Consider the following 16,412-nt stretch of genomic DNA (forward strand, 5'->3'; position numbering starts at 1 on the left):
AACGAATCAGCATCCTGCAGCACAGCTAACATCGCGCTCACGGTGACATCATGAGCAAATACACCGACAGAATAACCAACTATCACCGGGGAAAGCCCCTCTTTGTCGAGCATATCGACCTTTCCACGCAGCCGCTTAACGACACCTCCATAGCATTACAAAGCCTGCTCACTGCCTTCGATATCGACAGCGCAATCGGTGTGCAGCTTGACGTGTTGGGGGAGTGGATTGGGCGAACCAGAATCGTCAGCCAGCCAATCAGCGGAGTGTATTTTTCCTTTGATACCGATGGGCTCGGATGGGATCAGGGGGTGTGGCAAGGTCCATACGACCCTGATTCAGGTTTTACCAGCCTAAGCGATGATACATACCGAACCGTTCTGAAAGCGAAGATAGCCATTAACAACTGGGACGGGCAAAACGACTCACTACCCCCAATCCTTGAAACCGCTTTGGAAGGCTCAGGGCTGAAAATGCAGATTGTCGATAATCAGGACATGACGATCTCAGTATTGGTACTCCCTGAAATAGATATTGCCCTTGTTTCACGTGAGCTTATCGCTGCAATAAAACAAGGCTACCTGACAGTAAAAGCTGCGGGCGTATGGGCTGGCGATATTCAGACACCTTCAATATTGACACCATCTGTCGGAACGAAATTCTTCGGTTTCGATATGGATAATGAATTTATAGCCGGATTTGATGACGGCGCATGGGGAGTAAACCTTTAATGGCGACAAATAACTTCAAACCGTTTGCTACAGGCAGTGGTGCCAATGTTACAGCCCAGTCAGACTATGAGGCACTTGCAGCTTTACTGAGTGGCTTCCAGTCAGGTAAAGCCAGCTCAGCCCAGATCAATAAAGCTCTTCGGCAGGGAACAGTAATGGCTGCCATGCTGGGTGCATTTTTAAATGACAGGGGGCAGGACGCTAAAGATGATGGAAATATCAGCACGCTGATGGCTAGCTTTAAATCAGCACTGACGAGTCTTTCTGATACCAGATATCTGGGAATTTCAAACAGGCTAATCGAATTCCTTAATGCCGGAAGTCAGGCTCAAGCTGATGCCCGATTTAATATCGGGTGCAGCACAGCGGCAACGAAAAATGTCGGGACTGCAGTCGGTAATATCCCTGACATGGCAAGCTTTGCAAGCCTACAGTCATCAAGCGGCTATCAGCAATTACCAGGTGGCCTAGTCTTGCAGTGGATAAATAGCACCGCACCTGACGGCACAACGAGCGGATCAGTGGCTCTGCCAGTCGCTTTTAGCAATCAAACGCTTGTAGCCTTTATTTGCGATTCTATTACGACTGGCTCACCCAGCAGCTTCAACTTAGCATGGAGCATTAACACGACAACCAGGAGCTCAATCTCTTGGGTTGCAACTTCCGCAGGCGTCGGAGCCTTTACAGTTTTAGCGATAGGTAGATAAAAAAATGACTAAATTCTATTCGGCTTTAACAAACGGTTTTTACTCCGAGGAAATGAATGGCGATACTATTCCTGAGGATGCGATTGAAATAACGGATGAGGAGTGGGGAGCTTTACTTGATGGTCAATCTAAGGGCAGACTAATCTCTTCAGACAAAAAAGGCCGTCCGATCCTGAAGGACTATCCAGCACCTACGGCAGAACAGCTCGCTGTAATGGCTGCATCTGAAAAAGCAAAGCTTCTCGCTCTTGCCACTATCGCAATCGATCCACTACAAGATGCCGCAGACCTTGAAATTGCAACAGACAAAGAAGCGGCGAGCCTCAAGGCGTGGAATACTTACCGCGTAATGGTTAATCGGATTGATACGTCAAAAGCACCTAATATTGAGTGGCCTAAAGCGCCTGAGTAACAGCTTTCCGCCTGACCTTGTCTCTGATCTTCCTTATGTTCTCATCAATCAGATAGATGCAAACCAAAGACATTGCGATGGACACGATGTAACCAATAAAGAATATCTCCCACCCGCGATTCTGCTCATTAAAACCCACGATATACCAGGCTACATACCCGCCAAAATACTGACATAGAAAAACCGGGTAAGACAGGTCTCCCATTAATCTGGCTACCTTACCCGGTCTTCCTTCTGGATTTAAATCACATAACGATATAACTATCCACATAGATATTATGTTGTTTAAATAGTAATTAAATGGATGCCAGCTTCCATTCTGGCCTATGTTGAACAATTCCCAGTTCGCGAAAAATAGAAAAACTGAAGCAGAAAGTAGCGCCCATTGGTACCTTTTAAAGGCAATCATGATCGCACTCTTGGTCTTCACTTTTGAGTATATAAAATACCCAAGTGACCCTAAACTAAAGGGCAATATGGCCGCTAAGAAAGGGAAGTACGCCATTGTTGGCTCACCAGTAGTGCGGTAAACAAAGATGTGATATGCAACTGATGCTGCAATACTGAACAAGGAACAGGCAAGGTTTCGCGCTATAAATAACCAGAGAAGGAAGTAACAGACTAGCTCTACCGCGACAGACCAGCTAGATGTGATTATCCTGAACCTATATGAGTCAGCGAAAAAAGGATACGAGTCCGTAAATGCCCCAAATGTATTCGGCACTGCATAGTCAGATAAGAAAGCCCATGGGAATATTAGAGCATTACCTAGCCAATCTAATGGGAGGTAGTTACGCGACCAAGAAGGATGGAAATTAATCGTATTTGGCATTAGGTAAATTATCAGTATGCCAACGACCAGGAAAAAAAAGTAAGTGGGATATAGGCGAAGGAATCTGTTTATAGAAAAGCTGATAAAGTTGAATTTATATGTTTTATTAAGTATCAGCGTGATAAGAAAACCACTAATGACATAGAAGAAGTTGACTGCGAATTGACCAAGAAAAGGCAATTTACCGGTGAGATGAAACGCCACCACGCAACTCGCAAGTAAAAATCTGATTATCCCTAACATGGCGCTAAGGCTCCGTAAAGAATTCGTAGGGCGTAAAGATACCATTCAAACCAGAAGGCATCCATGATGTCGTGGCGCATAAAAAAGCCCCAGCGACGGTGTGGACAGTACAGCACCAGTCTCAGCGGGCTGCGGGTGTGATTTAAGATTAGCCACTCATCACCATACCAGACTGATTAAAATTCCTTTGGCCTCAGCCCCTTTACAAATCTGTGAACTGGTCCACCTTGATCAAACCTATCGATTGATATTACTGTTTATCCATACAGTATTTATCAAAGGAGGATTTATCATGGCAAGAGAGAGTGACATACACCTGGCATTTATAAGAGCGATAATATTGGACGGCAGAGGCCGCAGGGTGCTAACTACCGCAGTATTCCAGAAGCAACTGGAGGAAGTGAATCACGTGTGGACGCTGCAGGAGTGCAACAGGTGGATACGGCGTTACCAAAACTACTTCTTCGAGCTGATTACGGAGGAAAGCGAGAATAAGATCTGGTCGTTACGCAATATGGGATACGTGAGGTAGGTATGGGATTTCCATCACCTGCAACGGACTACATCGAGCGCCGCCTCGACGTGAACGACATCCTCATGCCTCATAGAAACAATATGATAATGATTGAGACACCGGACGGGTTCGTGCTGGCGGACAAATCACTCAAGGCAGTGCCAGGCGACAAGGTCGCGTTCCAGCTCGGCGAGTTTCCGCAACTGGGCAGGTTGTTCAAAACCGGGATTATCACCTCTGACGGCGAGACGATCGACGGAGAAGGCATGGAAGGGATTATCGTGCTGGGGAAAGTGACGGCCGAGATAGTGTCAGTACATGAGCCTGACAGGCCGGTAATTTAGGTGTAGCACACATGTAGCACAAAAAAATACCGCAAATCACCTCAAAACCACCAACATGGCAGTTTGTGACTTGCGGTATGTCTCTGTAAAACAACGCTTCAACCTACATCACCTTAGAGGCCATAATATCCAAAGTGAAATCATGAATATGCAGGTTTAGTTATACTGACCTGCGCATTAAATCTTTCTGTTTGCCTTAAGATAAGCAGACTTGAATGTCAGCAATAATGTCAGTCCTTTTGCTAAGCCTATGACCCTGTACTGACGTCAATGCAGGCGTCATTGGCTATACTGTTCATTATTAGTCGTTACGCACCGGGCACCTCACTTTTCGGCGCTATCGACTCATCGCCCATCAGCAGGACGCCAGCACAGTGCTAAAAATAATTATCCTTATCGCATCGTTGATTAGCCTATCAGCTCCCGGCATTGCCGCCATGCAGTGCGGACCCTTTTACCTTAAGCAGGATAAGAGTGGCTGGTTCTCAGTAAATGGTGAACGGGCAAAAACCCAGAAAGTGACGTTTGCCAGAGAGAAGGGTGACTACAGCAACGCAACGGTGAAAATCCGGGTTAAAAATAGCAAAGCGCCGGGAATGGTGGATATGGAGCAGACGAACCGCGATGGCAAAGGGTTGTTAAGGGCAGAAATCGTCCGCACCAGTCAGAGTCAGATCCGCATTCGGGGTGACTATGATTGCGAGCCAGCTAAGTAAGTTGAGTTATTACTGCAAATGCCCGTGATTATCGCAACTATGGAGTAATGACACCTGGTGCTTTTGGGTCATAGTAAAATGTCGCACTGGTTTGATGATGACTTAACTTTGCCCTTTCAACCCAGGCTACTGTTTCATTATCCTGCACCATGTTAAACCGCTTTTAACCAGTAAGCAGCGGATCATCCTGCTCCAGATTGAATCTCCGGTCCTGTGCCATTCCGGTAAGGCAAGACCGTCAAAATAAGCGGTTTTATATAAAGGCGCAGCCCAACCCGTTCACTATCCATGACCGCCAGCAGGGGCAGGCTCAGGGCAATAATGATCTTCTTCATCTGTTAAATCATAAGCATTATTTTGTCGACAAATAACATCGGGAACTCACTTGTCCCGCTGATTTTCAATCAAAAATTTGCGCTTAATATTGCTAGCGCCGCTGAGTAAATGTAACATCCGACGGATAAATAAAGCATCGAATATCTTTTAGCTGCAACAATATTTTATTCCACTGTTACATTGTTAGCCAGCTTACAATAAACACGGAAAGTTTAACGCAGTTAAATACCGCATCTATCAGACGCATATAAATCAGCCTTATAAAAAGGTATGCAGACGTTTGTTAAGTGCCATTAACACCATTGTCCTGATGAAAATTTTCTACTTAAGTGCCTCTGATGACTATGATTTATGACTGTTTTTTATACTACGATGAAGATGTTTTGCTTGAAATGCGTCTGAACACGCTTGAGCATGTTGTTGACCGGTTTGTCATTGTTGAATCGCTTTATACCTTTACGGGTAAACGCCGATGCAAGCTTAATTTTGACATTGAGAAATTCGACCGTTTTCGCGATAAAATTATTTATGTCGTCAACGATATTGCGCCAGTATTTTATCAGCACGCCTTTCAGTCGAATAGCTCTCTGGTTAAGGCGGGCGAGACCGATCCCTGGGAGAATGAATCCACTGCACGGAATCAGATTATGCAAGGTCTGGCTGGCGCGCAGGATGATGATATTATTATTGTGTCAGACGTCGATGAAATTCCCCGACCTGAAGCGATTAAAGCCTGTAGCCATCGTCACCTCTGTACAACATTGCACCAGCAATATTTCAATTTTAAATATAATGTACGTGTATTGAACAATGACGGTACACCGCGTTGTGCCACACTGGCAAAAATGGTGACGTTTAAAACATTACGAACCTTTTTCATGGGACAACCGGAATTACTGCGCAACGTTAAGCGCCGTGGAACACCCATACGCGACAGCTGGTGGCGCTGGAAATGGCTCGGCTGGCGAACGAAAGTCATTAAGGATGGAGGATGGCATTTTTCATGGGTGATGAGCGATGAACGCATAAGTGAAAAAATGGCGTCGATTTCACATACCGAACATAACTGTCCTGAATTCAATAACCCGGATCATATCCGGCGCTGCGTTGAGAACAACATTGATATCTGGAATCGCCCAAGAAGAATGGAAATATTGCCGATTACCGCTGAACATTTTCCTGAGTGGCTGGTTACACATCAGCATCAGCTGACTGATTTTATTAAATCCTGATGCTGACCAGCGCGCCCACCGGGCGCGCCTCTCGTCCTTCAGGTTGCTTTGTAGGGATCTTTTTTATCATCCTGACTGTCATCATTTTTCCGCGGCACTTCACCATGGTCTTTTGGTGCATCGGTGGCGGGATGATCATCTTCCTCATACGCATTACCGGCGTTAGGTGCTGCTTCGGGCAGGCCTTTGCTGACATCACCTTCTTTCTTACGTTCTTCATTCGTATTGTGCTTAAACATAATTCACTCCTGTTGTCCCAGTCGTTTAAGTCTAGACCAGCCCTGAGATCCCGCATTAGCATGGAATTAAAGGCAAAAAAAAGCCCGCCAGAAGCGGGCTAATCGGAGTTTCTCTCATACTGAACATGTTATCTTTTGATGTTTTGGTGTACAGCAGCTCAATGCTAACGGGAAATTCCTGATGCAGAAATGGACAAACTTGCCATATCGCTTGCGACAGGTCACATTCCAGGTCGATAAAAACATCGATAAATAAATTCGATTGAACTGATTAATGAAAAGCATATAGTGGCCTCCGTTACCAGGAGATAGAAAATATGTTACGAGACCATTTAAAGATTGAAGCAGAAGATCAGTTAATTGAACAACGCTCCCTAAGCCTGAGAAATCGTGGTCAGGAAGAGGTGACCGAGTGGATTATCGTTAATCGTCAGGGCGTTAAAAAAGGCGGTGTCACACTGTTCGATAAACTCAGTACCCGCCGATCATGGCCAGTGAACTACCGCATTATGCAGACCGATCTGCAGGGCAATGTGGTCGTGGATCAACTCACCGACGCCCTGTAGTTACCAGACCCGGACGCTGTGCACTGTTGTACGATAAAAAATTAACCCGCATTGGCGGGTTTTTTTATGACTGCCGGTAGCGGCGCAGTTCAACCACTGTACCAATTAGCTTCAGGTTCTCCCGACTGGAATGCAGTTCAGGAAAGTTGATGTTAATGGGGGCCAGCTCAAACTGCGTAACGCCACCTTCACTGCTACGTTGCCGCCAGGTACGGATCAGAGCAATCTGCTGCTGTAATGCCAGCACGCTATCGCCAGGCCGGGGTGAAACTCGCGGATCGATGATCACCACATCATCCCGCACAATCGCGGGCATCATTGCCTGTTCTTCAACGCGAAAGGCAAAGCTCTGCTGCGAAAGCGCCATATCGTTATGCATCAGCAATTCGTGTCGCACTGAACTGTCATCCGTCAGCCATCGTGTCACATCACGCTGATTAAGCAGCGGAATCTGGTGAAGACCGCCATAAGCACTTTCGCTGAAAACAGGGCCATCCCCATCTATCAAAAAAGCCGGGGCACAACCCAGCGCTTCGGCGAGCCGTAGCAGATTCTCACCGCGCGGAAGCGTCTCCTCTTTTTCCCATTGCGAAATCGCTACATGGGACACTTTTACCTGTTGTGCCAATTGCTTCTGCGTTAATTGCAGTGATTTCCGTCGGAGGCGGATTCGGTCACCCAGCGTTTCGTTTTTCATAAGCTTGACATATTGGTTGAAAGTGATTTAAGTATACTTAAGCATGGTATTTAAGTAAACTTAAATTTCAAGCGGAGGACGTGGCTTTTCAGCACGCAATATGTTCCAGCGACCTAACCGGAAAAAGGGGTATGGCATGGAAAGTAGTCTGATTACCAGTATGGGAGCGTTAGTTCTGGGTGGAGGCGCAGCAGCACTGTTCTGGAAACCGTTATTGGCGGGTATCGCGTCAATCGTAACCAGTAACCGAGCGGGCGGCGAAATTATTACCAGCTACAAAGAGCAGGTGGTGTTGCTGAAAGAGAGCAACCTGCTGATACGGGAGGAAAACGATGAATTACGCGAACGGCACGACAGGAATTTGCGGCGAATCTCGACACTCGAAACCGATCTTAGGTTAATCAAGAATGCGGTAGGGATTTTGCTAGCAATGACCGAAACCGATCAAAACGACAAATTTCGTAATGAAGTTGATCGGCTTATCTCAACTCTGGAGGATCGCAGCAATGGCAATGATTGATAATACCAGGGCTCCAATATCATACAGGCGTAAAGTTATCCTCGGCTGCATTCTTCTCAGTTGTTCGATGATTTGCATCCTGATGACGATTATTTTTCTTTATGTCAGTAATACCGCAAACAAACGAGTCGAGGAGATTAGGGCGGATTACCGGGCAATAGCGGCACGACGTGATGAAAGGGTCGAGGTGCTGACGGATAAGGTCACAGCATTACAACATAAGCTTGATGTGATACCGGATCGTACCGCTGATAAAACACTGAGTAGAGTGAAAGAGGTCGTTTCTGAAGACAACCAGACGTCCGCAAAACCGGGCCAGACACCGTAACTTCCGATTATTCTTAGTGCGGCTTCGCTATTATCGACTAGTTTTAAATCTCCGGGCAACATTTTGTACCTGAATGCAGGCCCGATGATTGGCCGGTCGATGAACCGCTAAGCCTAACCACTTTGGATAACTGACCAGAAGGAAATTTAGCATGAGCGATTCAACAGAAACCAAGACCAAAACTGACTATCTGCGTGATGTGACGTCTCAGCTAAAAGAGATGCGCCACTATGCGCAGACCAACACCGAAACGCTGTCCAGCCATTGGTTAGCGTTTGACGCCGGTGAATACAAAGATAAGACGAACGCCGACCGAATCGATGCATTGCTGAATAAGCAGGGCAAGCTGTTGGAAGATTTGGATGCCGCCATTCAGGACATCGAGATTGAAATTAATCACAGCGAGCAGGAGAGCTAAGTCATCTCCCGCTAACTGATGCGGTGGCCGGTAAAGGATTAATCGGCCACCAGCCACATCTCCGCTTCGTCGAACATCTCTTCAACAATCCGCGCAACCGTCGCTTTATCGTTCTTACTCAAATCAGTATCAATCGCGTTACGTTCCATCGGCTTGACCTTAACTTCAATGTCAGGAAACACCCGATGCACCCGCTTTTCCAGCTCCTCACGAATCATCTCGCGGGCACCCGGTAAACCGGCAACGTTGCGCTTGTCATAAATCAACTCAACAAACATGATGGCAATCCATTCAGGGCAAAATCGCTGACATATAATACTGTAAATAAAAACAGTGGCAAGGCGTGGCGCGTGATTTCGCGTAAATTTTTATGTCGTGTAAAACACGATCTTCAACTGGAAAAATGCGCACGCATCACGACATAATGACGGCTTACTTTTCAGGAGGTCCGCGATGCGACAACTGGTAATAGATATTCTGCTAAAACTGGCAAAGATGGATGTCGATGCAAAAGAGTTGACGGCGCAGCTTGAAGCGCAGTCCCTGCTGGTTGCAGCGCTGCTGGTGCAGGCGAAACAGGACAACTCGCTGACCATTTCGGAAACGGTGCAGGATGCCATCATTACCGCTTCGCAATCGTCGACCGGGTTTCTGCAATCGGATGTTGATCTGCTGCTGACGCACATTAATCGTCTGCTGGCTGTGGCAAGTTATGTTGAAGTGAAGGGTAAAGCGACGGAAGAGAGAGAGTAGGGCAGGAAAAATTCGCCTCTGGAGATGGATATTTATCAACATCTTCAGAGGCAGTGCAGGCGCAGGCGTTGTTCAGGGATGGTCATGATCTGAGTCCTGCGGAAAAGTGACTACTCTCTTAACCGGGTACACATTCTTCAGCTACTTTCATGCAGGCAGGCGTTGTGCTTTACCGGCCTCTTCTCTGCAGCGCGTATTAAAGTTCGTTTTTAATGCAAAATTCTTCCCAGCTCATACCCAATGATTCAGCGTGAGATTTGAGATAAGTCTCGATCGCTTCAGCCGCCACCGCTTTATCTGGCTCAGCGAGCTGAATGGAGAAGATCATTCCATCCAGATTCTTCTGGCGCAAAAAGGCCGCATAGATACGTTCGGCATGCCATTCGCGCAATTGGCGCAATGACAGGTTGGCGGCGCGGGCATCGCTTTCAGTTAATTCGTCAAGTGCGGATTGAAAGTCTGGATGCGCGGTAAAAAACATCTCGCGTGCCTGGGCATAGTAAGCTTCTGGAGTTTTCATATTCATATTCCTGAAAGTCTGTTGCAGCGCGTCAGTGTAGCGGGTTGTCTCCTGCTTGTCAGGCGTGGCAAAGATAAGGGATGAACCTGCTTCGCCAGCAATTTTCCGGTTAAAATGCTTCATGCAGACCTCACTGCGGGTTTCGTTCTGCCGCAATCATCGTCTGCGTGGCCTCTTAACATTCAGATATCTTGCGTAACGCGGTGGAAAAATTATAACGTAGCCGCCATTGACGTGATCTTAGGGATTAAACATGAAAAAGTGGATGCTGATTGCCGCGCTGGCATTGAGTGGTTGTGCGCAAATCAACGATTATGAAAATGCGGTGCAGACACCGGCACCTGCTGATCTGCAGGGGACCTGGCAAACCGTCGGCCCACAGAGCAGCCTGATCAGCGACAAAGCGATAGCCAGTCTGATCATTAATGCCGATGGCAGCACCCTGGATTGCCGTCAGTGGATGCGGGTCATCGCGAAGCCGGGCAAACTGACCCGATTAAATGGCGATTATGTGAATGTTACACGTAAGATACGGGTGATGCCGCTGGTGGTCGATAATGGCGAACTGAGCTATGACAGGATGACCCTACGCAAAGTGGCGCGTCCGACAGTAGAGTGCCAGCAGGCACTGGAAGAAGTCGCAAAGCAGCCAAAAGCCGCCGTGATTCAGAACATCGAACCGCAACTGTTGCGCACGGCGATTACCGAGAATAACGCGAAGTCATAACCGTCGATCCATAGCAAAACCGCCCCAACAGGTTGAGTGCCGTTCACGCACTTGTCTGCCGGGGCGGTTTTCGTTTTTACTGCATCCCTTATTTTGCTGCTAACTTATTCTGCGATGACCCAGACGCTGACGCTGCCACCGTTACAGGCAAAGACTGCTGTGCCATGCTCGTCGGCGGTAATCGTCTCTTCACGGTTACCCAGATAATCCCGCCAGACCTTACCGGCAAAACCTTCACCCATCGGCACGCTTTTCTCACCTGCATCGCCATTCGACATGATCACCACACAGCCTTGCTGCGTTTCGGTGCCGCTGCGGCTGAATGCCACGCAGTTAGGATGATCAAAATAGTCGGTCTGAACGCCCCAGCCATATTGCTGACGCGCCCGGATTAACCCTTCCAGTTCAGGGACCACCGGCATCTCTATTTTGTGCGTCTCACCGTCGCCGCCTTCATCTTCGTAGGTTGCCCCGAACAGATCAGGATAAAAAATGGTGGGCACACCTTGTTCACGCAGCAGGATCAGCGCATAAGCCAGTGGCTTAAACCAGGCTTCAACCGGCGCTTCCAGAGACTGCAGCGGCTGGGTGTCGTGGTTGGCGACGATCGTCACGGCATGCCAGGGATCAGCCACGACCAGCGAATTAGCAAAAATCTGGCTCATGTCATAGGCGCTGCCCGCGGTGGAAGCCTGATGGAAGTTCATATGCAGTGGGGCATCAAACAGCATGGTTTTACCTTCCACCTGATGCACATACTCCTGCAGTTTCTCGGTTTCAAATGACCAGTATTCCGCGACGATAAACATCGGCTCTTCAGCAACCTCCTGAATATGCTCGATCCACTCTTTGTAGAACCAGGCCGGAATATGTTTGACCGCGTCCAGACGAAAGCCAGTGCAGGGGACCTGTTCCATCACCCAGCGCGCCCAGTACTTCAGCTCTTCCCGGACCGCATTGTTACGGAAATCGATGTTGGCACCCATCAGATAGTCGAAGTTACCCAGTTCGTTATCGACCTGATCGTTCCAGCCTTCGGCGGTATAGTCATTGATGATTTTAAACACGCCGTTTTCGTCCGGATTCTCAATGTGGTCTACACCGCTAAAGCACTTGTGATCCCAGACAAACTTAGAATATTCCCCGGCACGGGCCGGAAAGGTGAATTTCGTCCAGGCTTCGCACTCGACAACCTCTTCGTAGATTTCATCACGGTTATCCGGGTTGACGCGGTTAACACTGATCGCCTCTTTCTCATCAGCACCCATTTTGTGGTTCAGCACCACATCCAGCAGTACCCCAACGTTGTGGCTGCGCAGGGCTTCTGCTGCCGCCAGTAATTGCGTTTTGTCGCCATATTTGGTGGCAACACCGCCTTTTTGATCAAATTCCCCGAGGTCGAACAAATCGTAACTGTCGTAACCGACTGAATAGCCGCCTGAACCCCCTTTGTAGCAGGGTGGTAACCACACCATACTGATTCCAATTTCGCTGAGCCAGGCTGCACGATCGGCGACCTCAGGCCACAGTTTGCTGCCATCCGGGTAATACCAATGGAAAAACTGTAATAACGTTGGGTTTTGCATGTACCACACTCCAGGGGATGATGAGAATCAAGTATGGAGTAAGCGGCAGAAAAGAGACGCCGCGCAGAGAAATAAATCTGGCGGCGTAGCAGAGAAGGGGATCAGGAGAGCGTTTCGCGCGGCACCATGACTAAGCCGCCCTGACTACTGTAGGCAGACATGACCGATTTCTGACGGGTGTTCTGACCTACCAGCGAGGCCAGCTCATCCATCCGCGCCTGCAGCAGACGTTTTACTTCGCTTTCGTTATCCAGTATACGACGCAGCACCGGGCGTAACTGCTCCTGCGTCTGCGATGAAGGCGACACAGCTTCTGTCGATTGGGCTAAGTTCTGCACCGCACTGACATACTCCATCTCCCTGCTGATCAATTCATCCCATTCGCCCTGTACTGCATGACGCAGCATTCCCTGGCTGAGATCGAGTAACTGTTGGTAAACGGTAATCAGATGCGGTGCAGTGGTCATTAAACGGCGTCCTGAATCAGGTGAGATTGAACTACTTCTTTCCACGCGTCCGCAATATTGCGCAGCAGGCCTTCGACCTCCTCGACCGCTGCAACATCATTATGCAGGTTGGCATGCAGCAGGCGACGGGTCATGTAGTTGTAAAGATCCAGCAGATTGTCTGCCAGTTCATCACCACTGTTTTCAAGCAGGCCCTCTTTCAGGCCTGCTTCGATGATATTGATCGCTTTGGAGATCGAGCTGCCTTTGCCTTCAATATTGCCATCCTGCATAAACAAGCGTGCGCGGATTAACGCGCTCAGTGCACCGTCGAACAGCATCATCACCAGCTGCTGCTGGGTGGCGCTCATCACGGCGCTTTCGACGCCAATTTTTGCATAGGCTTTGGTGCCTGTAGCGCTGTACATGGTCACTCCTAGGATTTACTTGAAGAACTTGACGTATCGAACTGCTGTGTCAGATACGTACTGGTCGAGTTGAGTTTACTGATGGCCAGATCAAGCTGAGTAAACTGTGTTTTATAACGGGCGATATCCGCATCAATACGATCGCTGGTGGTGTTATAGAGGGCGGTTAAATTATTCAGTGTCTTACTGACGCCATCGGTAGCCGCCTGAACAATCCCTTTGGTCGATAACCAGCCCGTGATGTTGGTTGCGATTTTGGTGGTAATACCGGTGGTTTTACCGTCACCCACGATCATCTCTTTTACACCTGCGGCATCTTTATCCAGCGCTGCGTTAACCTTCGTCGTATCAATTAACAATGATCCGGTTTTAGGATCGGTGGTGACTCCAATCTGCCCCAGCGATTTGAATGAAGAAGAGCTTTGCGCATTGGTCAGCATAGTTTTCAGCTGCGTCTCAATCGTCCGTAACGTGCTGTCACCAATCAGGGCACCATTGCTGGCATCCTGAGAATCCGTATTGGTATCCACCTTGGTGTACTTGGTCAGGGTGTTGAACTGATCCAGCAACGTATTGTAAGCACTTACCCAGCCGCTGATTGCGCTGGAAGCTTTTGAGGTATCTTTGGTGATCGTCAGCGACTGATCGCCAACCGTCGTCGCGGTCAGATTTAAGGTAATGCCTTCCAGCGCATCACTGATCTGGTTGCTGCTGTTCTCAATTGCCACGTTGTTAACCGTCAGCTGGGCATTCTGCGCCGCAACGCTCTGCGTCAGCGGATTGCTGCTGGCAGAGGCGTCAAAACCCACGATCCCCTGTAGCGTGCTGTCACCAGTGACAGCAATCGTCGCCACCGCATTGTCACTGCCAGTTTTATTGGCATTCATGGAGAGACGGAAGCTGCCGTCTGACACCTTAATAATGGTGGCAGTGACGCCAGCATTGGCGCCGTTGATGGCGTCACGCATACCGGTTAGCGAGGTTTGATCGCTGGAGAGGGTCACGCTTTTGCTTGAACCATCTTTTAAGGTAATCGCGATGCTGCGGCTGGCCACAGAGCTGTCGCCCAGTGCAGCAGTGTTGCTGCTTTGCACCGCAGAGGTCAGGACCTGCGCCTGGGCCAGCTGCGTCACGTTAATCGCATATTTGCCGGGCACCGTGGTTCCAGACGTGGTCGCGCTGAATGCCGTGGAGCTGCTGACCGCAGTAGTAGAGGTAAACAAATCCGCACTGTTCAGCTTAGTGTTGGCGGTCTGGAACGTCGTCAGTGAGCTTTTCAGCGATGCATAAGCACTTAACTTGGCCGTATAAGCCGTTTGCTGTTTTGAAATCGGTGTCAGTGACGCTTTTTCAGCGGTGGTCAAACTGTCAAGCATGGTACTAAGTGGCAGGCCGGAGCCCACACCAAGGTTGCTTATACTGGCCATGTTAATTCCTTTATAAGGTCGACAGAGAAATTGATACCTGGGTTATCGGCCTTGAATAAGGAAAGTTTAAGGTTATCTGCCTTAGGGTAATGAGGTAAATAAGCACTATAGAGAAGGGTAATTCAGCGGCTAGAAAATTAATGAATTAAGTCTAAAGAAGTTCGGACGGGTGGCGATAACTTAAAACGTGACAGGTTGAAGCAGAAAAATTCGCCTGGTACTAAAAAAATTCTAAAGGTTGTTAAACGGCAGACGATAACAACTTTGACGGCGCTGAAGCCGGCGGGTTGAAGCCCACACCTTAACCGAAAGACTTGATTAACAGGAAAATTCATCATGGCCCAAGTCATTAATACCAACAGCCTCTCGCTGATCACTCAGAACAACATCAACAAGAACCAGTCAGCTCTGTCTACTTCAATGGAGCGTCTGTCTTCTGGTTTACGTATCAACAGCGCGAAAGATGACGCTGCTGGTCAGGCAATTGCCAACCGTTTCACCTCTAACATCAAGGGCCTGACTCAGGCTGCTCGTAACGCCAACGACGGTATCTCTGCTGCGCAGACCACTGAAGGCGCGCTGTCAGAAATCAACAACAACTTACAGCGTGTTCGTGAACTGACTGTACAGGCTCAGAACGGCACCAACTCTGATTCTGACCTCGGTTCAATCCAGGACGAAATCAAATCCCGTCTGAGCGAAATCGACCGCGTATCGGGTCAGACTCAGTTCAACGGCGTGAACGTGCTGGCTAAAGACGGCGCAATGAAAATTCAGGTTGGCGCAAACGACGGCGAAACCATCAACATCGACCTGAAGAAGATTGACTCTTCTACTCTGGGCCTGTCAGGTTTCGGCGTCTCTAAAAACGCACTGAAAACCAGCGATGCAATCACTCAGGTTGGCGCAAGCGGTGCTCTGAAAGCTGTTGACCTGTCAGCGGTTGCCAATGCTCTGAAAGTAGATGCAAGCTCACTGTCACTGAAAAATGTTCAGACTCCAGCTGGTGCAGCAACAACTACTTATGTTGTTTCTTCAGGTAGCGACAACTATGCGGTTTCTGTTGATGATGGTACTGGCGCAGTAAAACTGAACACCACCGACGTATCTTACACCGATTCTAAAAATGGTGTAACGGCTGGTACTATGGCTGATCAATTTGTTAAAGTTGGCTCCGATAAAGCTGGCGCACCAGTTGGTTACGTAACAGTTCAAGGTAAAGACTATACTACTAACGCAACCGCTATTAACAACGGTGACGGCACCAACAAGACCAACCTTGATGTCGCGTCTAACATTAATGATATTGCAAGTGATACTAATGCAGCATCATTTACCGGTAGCGCAACTGCTGATCCGCTGGCACTGCTTGACAAAGCAATCGCGACTGTTGATAGCTTCCGTTCAAGCTTGGGTGCGGTACAGAACCGTCTGAACTCAGCGGTAACTAACCTGAACAACACCACCACTAACCTGTCTGCAGCACAGTCTCGTATTCAGGATGCTGACTACGCAACTGAAGTTTCCAACATGTCTAAAGCACAGATCGTGCAGCAGGCTGGTAACTCAGTATTGTCTAAAGCGAACCAGGTTCCACAGCAGGTTCTGTCTCTGCTGCAGGGCTAATCGCCTTCGACTCAAATTCAAAACCCCGCCTCGGCGGGGTTTTTTTTATGCGTACGATTAGCCT

At 48.4% G+C, this 16,412-nt stretch carries 23 protein-coding genes; 13 read left to right on the forward strand and 10 right to left on the reverse strand.

All coding sequences use genetic code 11. The features are described 5' to 3' along the window. Positions 1-50 precede the first annotated feature (50 nt). From KTJ90_RS07575 to KTJ90_RS07585, 3 genes are read left to right on the forward strand one after another with little or no spacing between them, the layout of a single operon-like run. Positions 51-731, forward strand: a complete 681-nt coding sequence (locus KTJ90_RS07575) for a baseplate wedge 1 family protein (protein ID WP_499026138.1) — start codon at positions 51-53, stop codon at positions 729-731. Continuing rightward, a complete protein-coding gene (locus tag KTJ90_RS07580) occupies positions 731-1,438 on the forward strand; it encodes a gp53-like domain-containing protein (protein WP_499026140.1) in 708 nt (235 codons plus the stop codon). The genes KTJ90_RS07575 and KTJ90_RS07580 overlap by 1 nt, the downstream gene beginning before the upstream one ends. Before the next feature lie 4 nt (positions 1,439-1,442). Next, positions 1,443-1,850 (forward strand): tail fiber assembly protein, encoded by a 408-nt coding sequence (locus KTJ90_RS07585; RefSeq protein ID WP_499026145.1) that lies wholly within the window; start codon positions 1,443-1,445, stop codon positions 1,848-1,850. Here KTJ90_RS07585 and KTJ90_RS07590 read toward each other — a convergent pair. Continuing rightward, complete coding sequence (locus KTJ90_RS07590; protein ID WP_499026147.1) at positions 1,834-2,970, reverse strand: acyltransferase family protein; 1,137 nt, start codon at positions 2,968-2,970, stop codon at positions 1,834-1,836. The genes KTJ90_RS07585 and KTJ90_RS07590 overlap by 17 nt on opposite strands. A gap of 570 nt (positions 2,971-3,540) precedes the next feature. On the opposite strand from KTJ90_RS07590, the gene KTJ90_RS07595 reads away from it, so the two are divergent. Next, positions 3,541-3,783 (forward strand): phage repressor protein, encoded by a 243-nt coding sequence (locus KTJ90_RS07595; RefSeq protein WP_499026149.1) that lies wholly within the window; start codon positions 3,541-3,543, stop codon positions 3,781-3,783. Positions 3,784-4,220: 437 nt separating this feature from the next. After that, positions 4,221-4,499, forward strand: a complete 279-nt coding sequence (locus tag KTJ90_RS07600) for an STY1065/STY2022 family phage-derived protein (RefSeq protein ID WP_238329304.1) — start codon at positions 4,221-4,223, stop codon at positions 4,497-4,499. A gap of 182 nt (positions 4,500-4,681) precedes the next feature. On the opposite strand, the gene KTJ90_RS07605 is transcribed toward KTJ90_RS07600, so the two are convergent. Further along, positions 4,682-4,834: a hypothetical protein gene (locus tag KTJ90_RS07605; protein WP_225613750.1), complete on the reverse strand. Its 153-nt coding sequence runs from the start codon at positions 4,832-4,834 to the stop codon at positions 4,682-4,684. Positions 4,835-5,179: 345 nt separating this feature from the next. On the opposite strand from KTJ90_RS07605, the gene KTJ90_RS07610 reads away from it, so the two are divergent. Next, positions 5,180-6,067, forward strand: coding sequence for a glycosyltransferase family 17 protein (locus tag KTJ90_RS07610; protein ID WP_078805256.1), 888 nt, complete (start codon positions 5,180-5,182; stop codon positions 6,065-6,067). A gap of 38 nt (positions 6,068-6,105) precedes the next feature. On the opposite strand, the gene KTJ90_RS07615 is transcribed toward KTJ90_RS07610, so the two are convergent. Beyond that, positions 6,106-6,306 carry a hypothetical protein gene (locus KTJ90_RS07615; RefSeq protein ID WP_003854493.1) on the reverse strand — a complete coding sequence of 67 codons (201 nt, stop codon included), beginning with the start codon at positions 6,304-6,306 and terminating at the stop codon, positions 6,106-6,108. Between the two features lie 317 nt (positions 6,307-6,623). Here KTJ90_RS07615 and KTJ90_RS07620 point away from each other — a divergent pair, with 317 nt between their 5' ends. Further along, positions 6,624-6,872: a hypothetical protein gene (locus tag KTJ90_RS07620; protein ID WP_039659986.1), complete on the forward strand. Its 249-nt coding sequence runs from the start codon at positions 6,624-6,626 to the stop codon at positions 6,870-6,872. A 64-nt stretch (positions 6,873-6,936) separates the two neighbouring features. Here the strand turns inward: KTJ90_RS07620 and KTJ90_RS07625 are convergent, their stop codons facing one another. After that, positions 6,937-7,569, reverse strand: coding sequence for a helix-turn-helix domain-containing protein (locus KTJ90_RS07625; protein ID WP_499026152.1), 633 nt, complete (start codon positions 7,567-7,569; stop codon positions 6,937-6,939). Between the two features lie 136 nt (positions 7,570-7,705). Between KTJ90_RS07625 and KTJ90_RS07630 the strand changes: the two genes are divergently transcribed. The 3 genes from KTJ90_RS07630 to KTJ90_RS07640 all read left to right on the forward strand — a co-directional run bounded on the left by KTJ90_RS07630 (position 7,706) and on the right by KTJ90_RS07640 (position 8,835). Continuing rightward, positions 7,706-8,089 (forward strand): hypothetical protein, encoded by a 384-nt coding sequence (locus KTJ90_RS07630; RefSeq protein ID WP_008926860.1) that lies wholly within the window; start codon positions 7,706-7,708, stop codon positions 8,087-8,089. Beyond that, positions 8,076-8,417: a hypothetical protein gene (locus KTJ90_RS07635; protein ID WP_033763175.1), complete on the forward strand. Its 342-nt coding sequence runs from the start codon at positions 8,076-8,078 to the stop codon at positions 8,415-8,417. The genes KTJ90_RS07630 and KTJ90_RS07635 overlap by 14 nt, the downstream gene beginning before the upstream one ends. 151 nt (positions 8,418-8,568) lie before the next feature. Then, positions 8,569-8,835 carry a hypothetical protein gene (locus tag KTJ90_RS07640; protein WP_003854505.1) on the forward strand — a complete coding sequence of 89 codons (267 nt, stop codon included), beginning with the start codon at positions 8,569-8,571 and terminating at the stop codon, positions 8,833-8,835. Positions 8,836-8,873: 38 nt separating this feature from the next. Here KTJ90_RS07640 and KTJ90_RS07645 read toward each other — a convergent pair whose 3' ends face one another. After that, entirely contained in the window at positions 8,874-9,113 is a 240-nt protein-coding gene (locus KTJ90_RS07645; protein WP_003854508.1) for a DinI-like family protein, read from the reverse strand. 175 nt (positions 9,114-9,288) lie between these two features. Here KTJ90_RS07645 and iraP point away from each other — a divergent pair, with 175 nt between their 5' ends. Further along, the gene (gene iraP, locus KTJ90_RS07650) at positions 9,289-9,588 is read left to right on the forward strand and encodes an anti-adapter protein IraP (RefSeq protein ID WP_003854510.1); all 300 of its coding nucleotides are present in this window, start codon (positions 9,289-9,291) and stop codon (positions 9,586-9,588) included. Between the two features lie 196 nt (positions 9,589-9,784). On the opposite strand, the gene KTJ90_RS07655 is transcribed toward iraP, so the two are convergent. Further along, positions 9,785-10,108: a DUF6388 family protein gene (locus tag KTJ90_RS07655; protein WP_008926858.1), complete on the reverse strand. Its 324-nt coding sequence runs from the start codon at positions 10,106-10,108 to the stop codon at positions 9,785-9,787. A gap of 253 nt (positions 10,109-10,361) precedes the next feature. Here KTJ90_RS07655 and yedD point away from each other — a divergent pair, with 253 nt between their 5' ends. Then, entirely contained in the window at positions 10,362-10,835 is a 474-nt protein-coding gene (gene yedD / locus KTJ90_RS07660; protein ID WP_003854513.1) for a lipoprotein YedD, read from the forward strand. A gap of 104 nt (positions 10,836-10,939) precedes the next feature. Here yedD and amyA read toward each other — a convergent pair whose 3' ends face one another. The 4 genes from amyA to fliD form a co-directional block, all read right to left on the reverse strand. Then, the gene (amyA, locus tag KTJ90_RS07665; protein ID WP_499026156.1) at positions 10,940-12,421 is read right to left on the reverse strand and encodes an alpha-amylase; all 1,482 of its coding nucleotides are present in this window, start codon (positions 12,419-12,421) and stop codon (positions 10,940-10,942) included. Positions 12,422-12,522: 101 nt separating this feature from the next. After that, entirely contained in the window at positions 12,523-12,888 is a 366-nt protein-coding gene (gene fliT, locus KTJ90_RS07670) for a flagella biosynthesis regulatory protein FliT (RefSeq protein ID WP_039659989.1), read from the reverse strand. Next, the gene (gene fliS, locus KTJ90_RS07675; protein WP_090960064.1) at positions 12,888-13,295 is read right to left on the reverse strand and encodes a flagellar export chaperone FliS; all 408 of its coding nucleotides are present in this window, start codon (positions 13,293-13,295) and stop codon (positions 12,888-12,890) included. Before fliS ends, fliT begins: the two co-directional genes overlap by 1 nt. A gap of 8 nt (positions 13,296-13,303) precedes the next feature. Then, on the reverse strand, positions 13,304-14,722 hold the full coding sequence (fliD, locus tag KTJ90_RS07680) for a flagellar filament capping protein FliD (RefSeq protein WP_499026159.1): 1,419 nt from the start codon (positions 14,720-14,722) through the stop codon (positions 13,304-13,306). Between the two features lie 336 nt (positions 14,723-15,058). Between fliD and KTJ90_RS07685 the strand changes: the two genes are divergently transcribed. Continuing rightward, positions 15,059-16,348 (forward strand): FliC/FljB family flagellin, encoded by a 1,290-nt coding sequence (locus KTJ90_RS07685; RefSeq protein ID WP_499026161.1) that lies wholly within the window; start codon positions 15,059-15,061, stop codon positions 16,346-16,348. The last annotated feature ends 64 nt before the right edge of the window (positions 16,349-16,412 follow it).

Source organism: Pantoea jilinensis (genome assembly GCF_019104105.1).
Lineage (GTDB): Bacteria > Pseudomonadota > Gammaproteobacteria > Enterobacterales > Enterobacteriaceae > Pantoea > Pantoea eucalypti.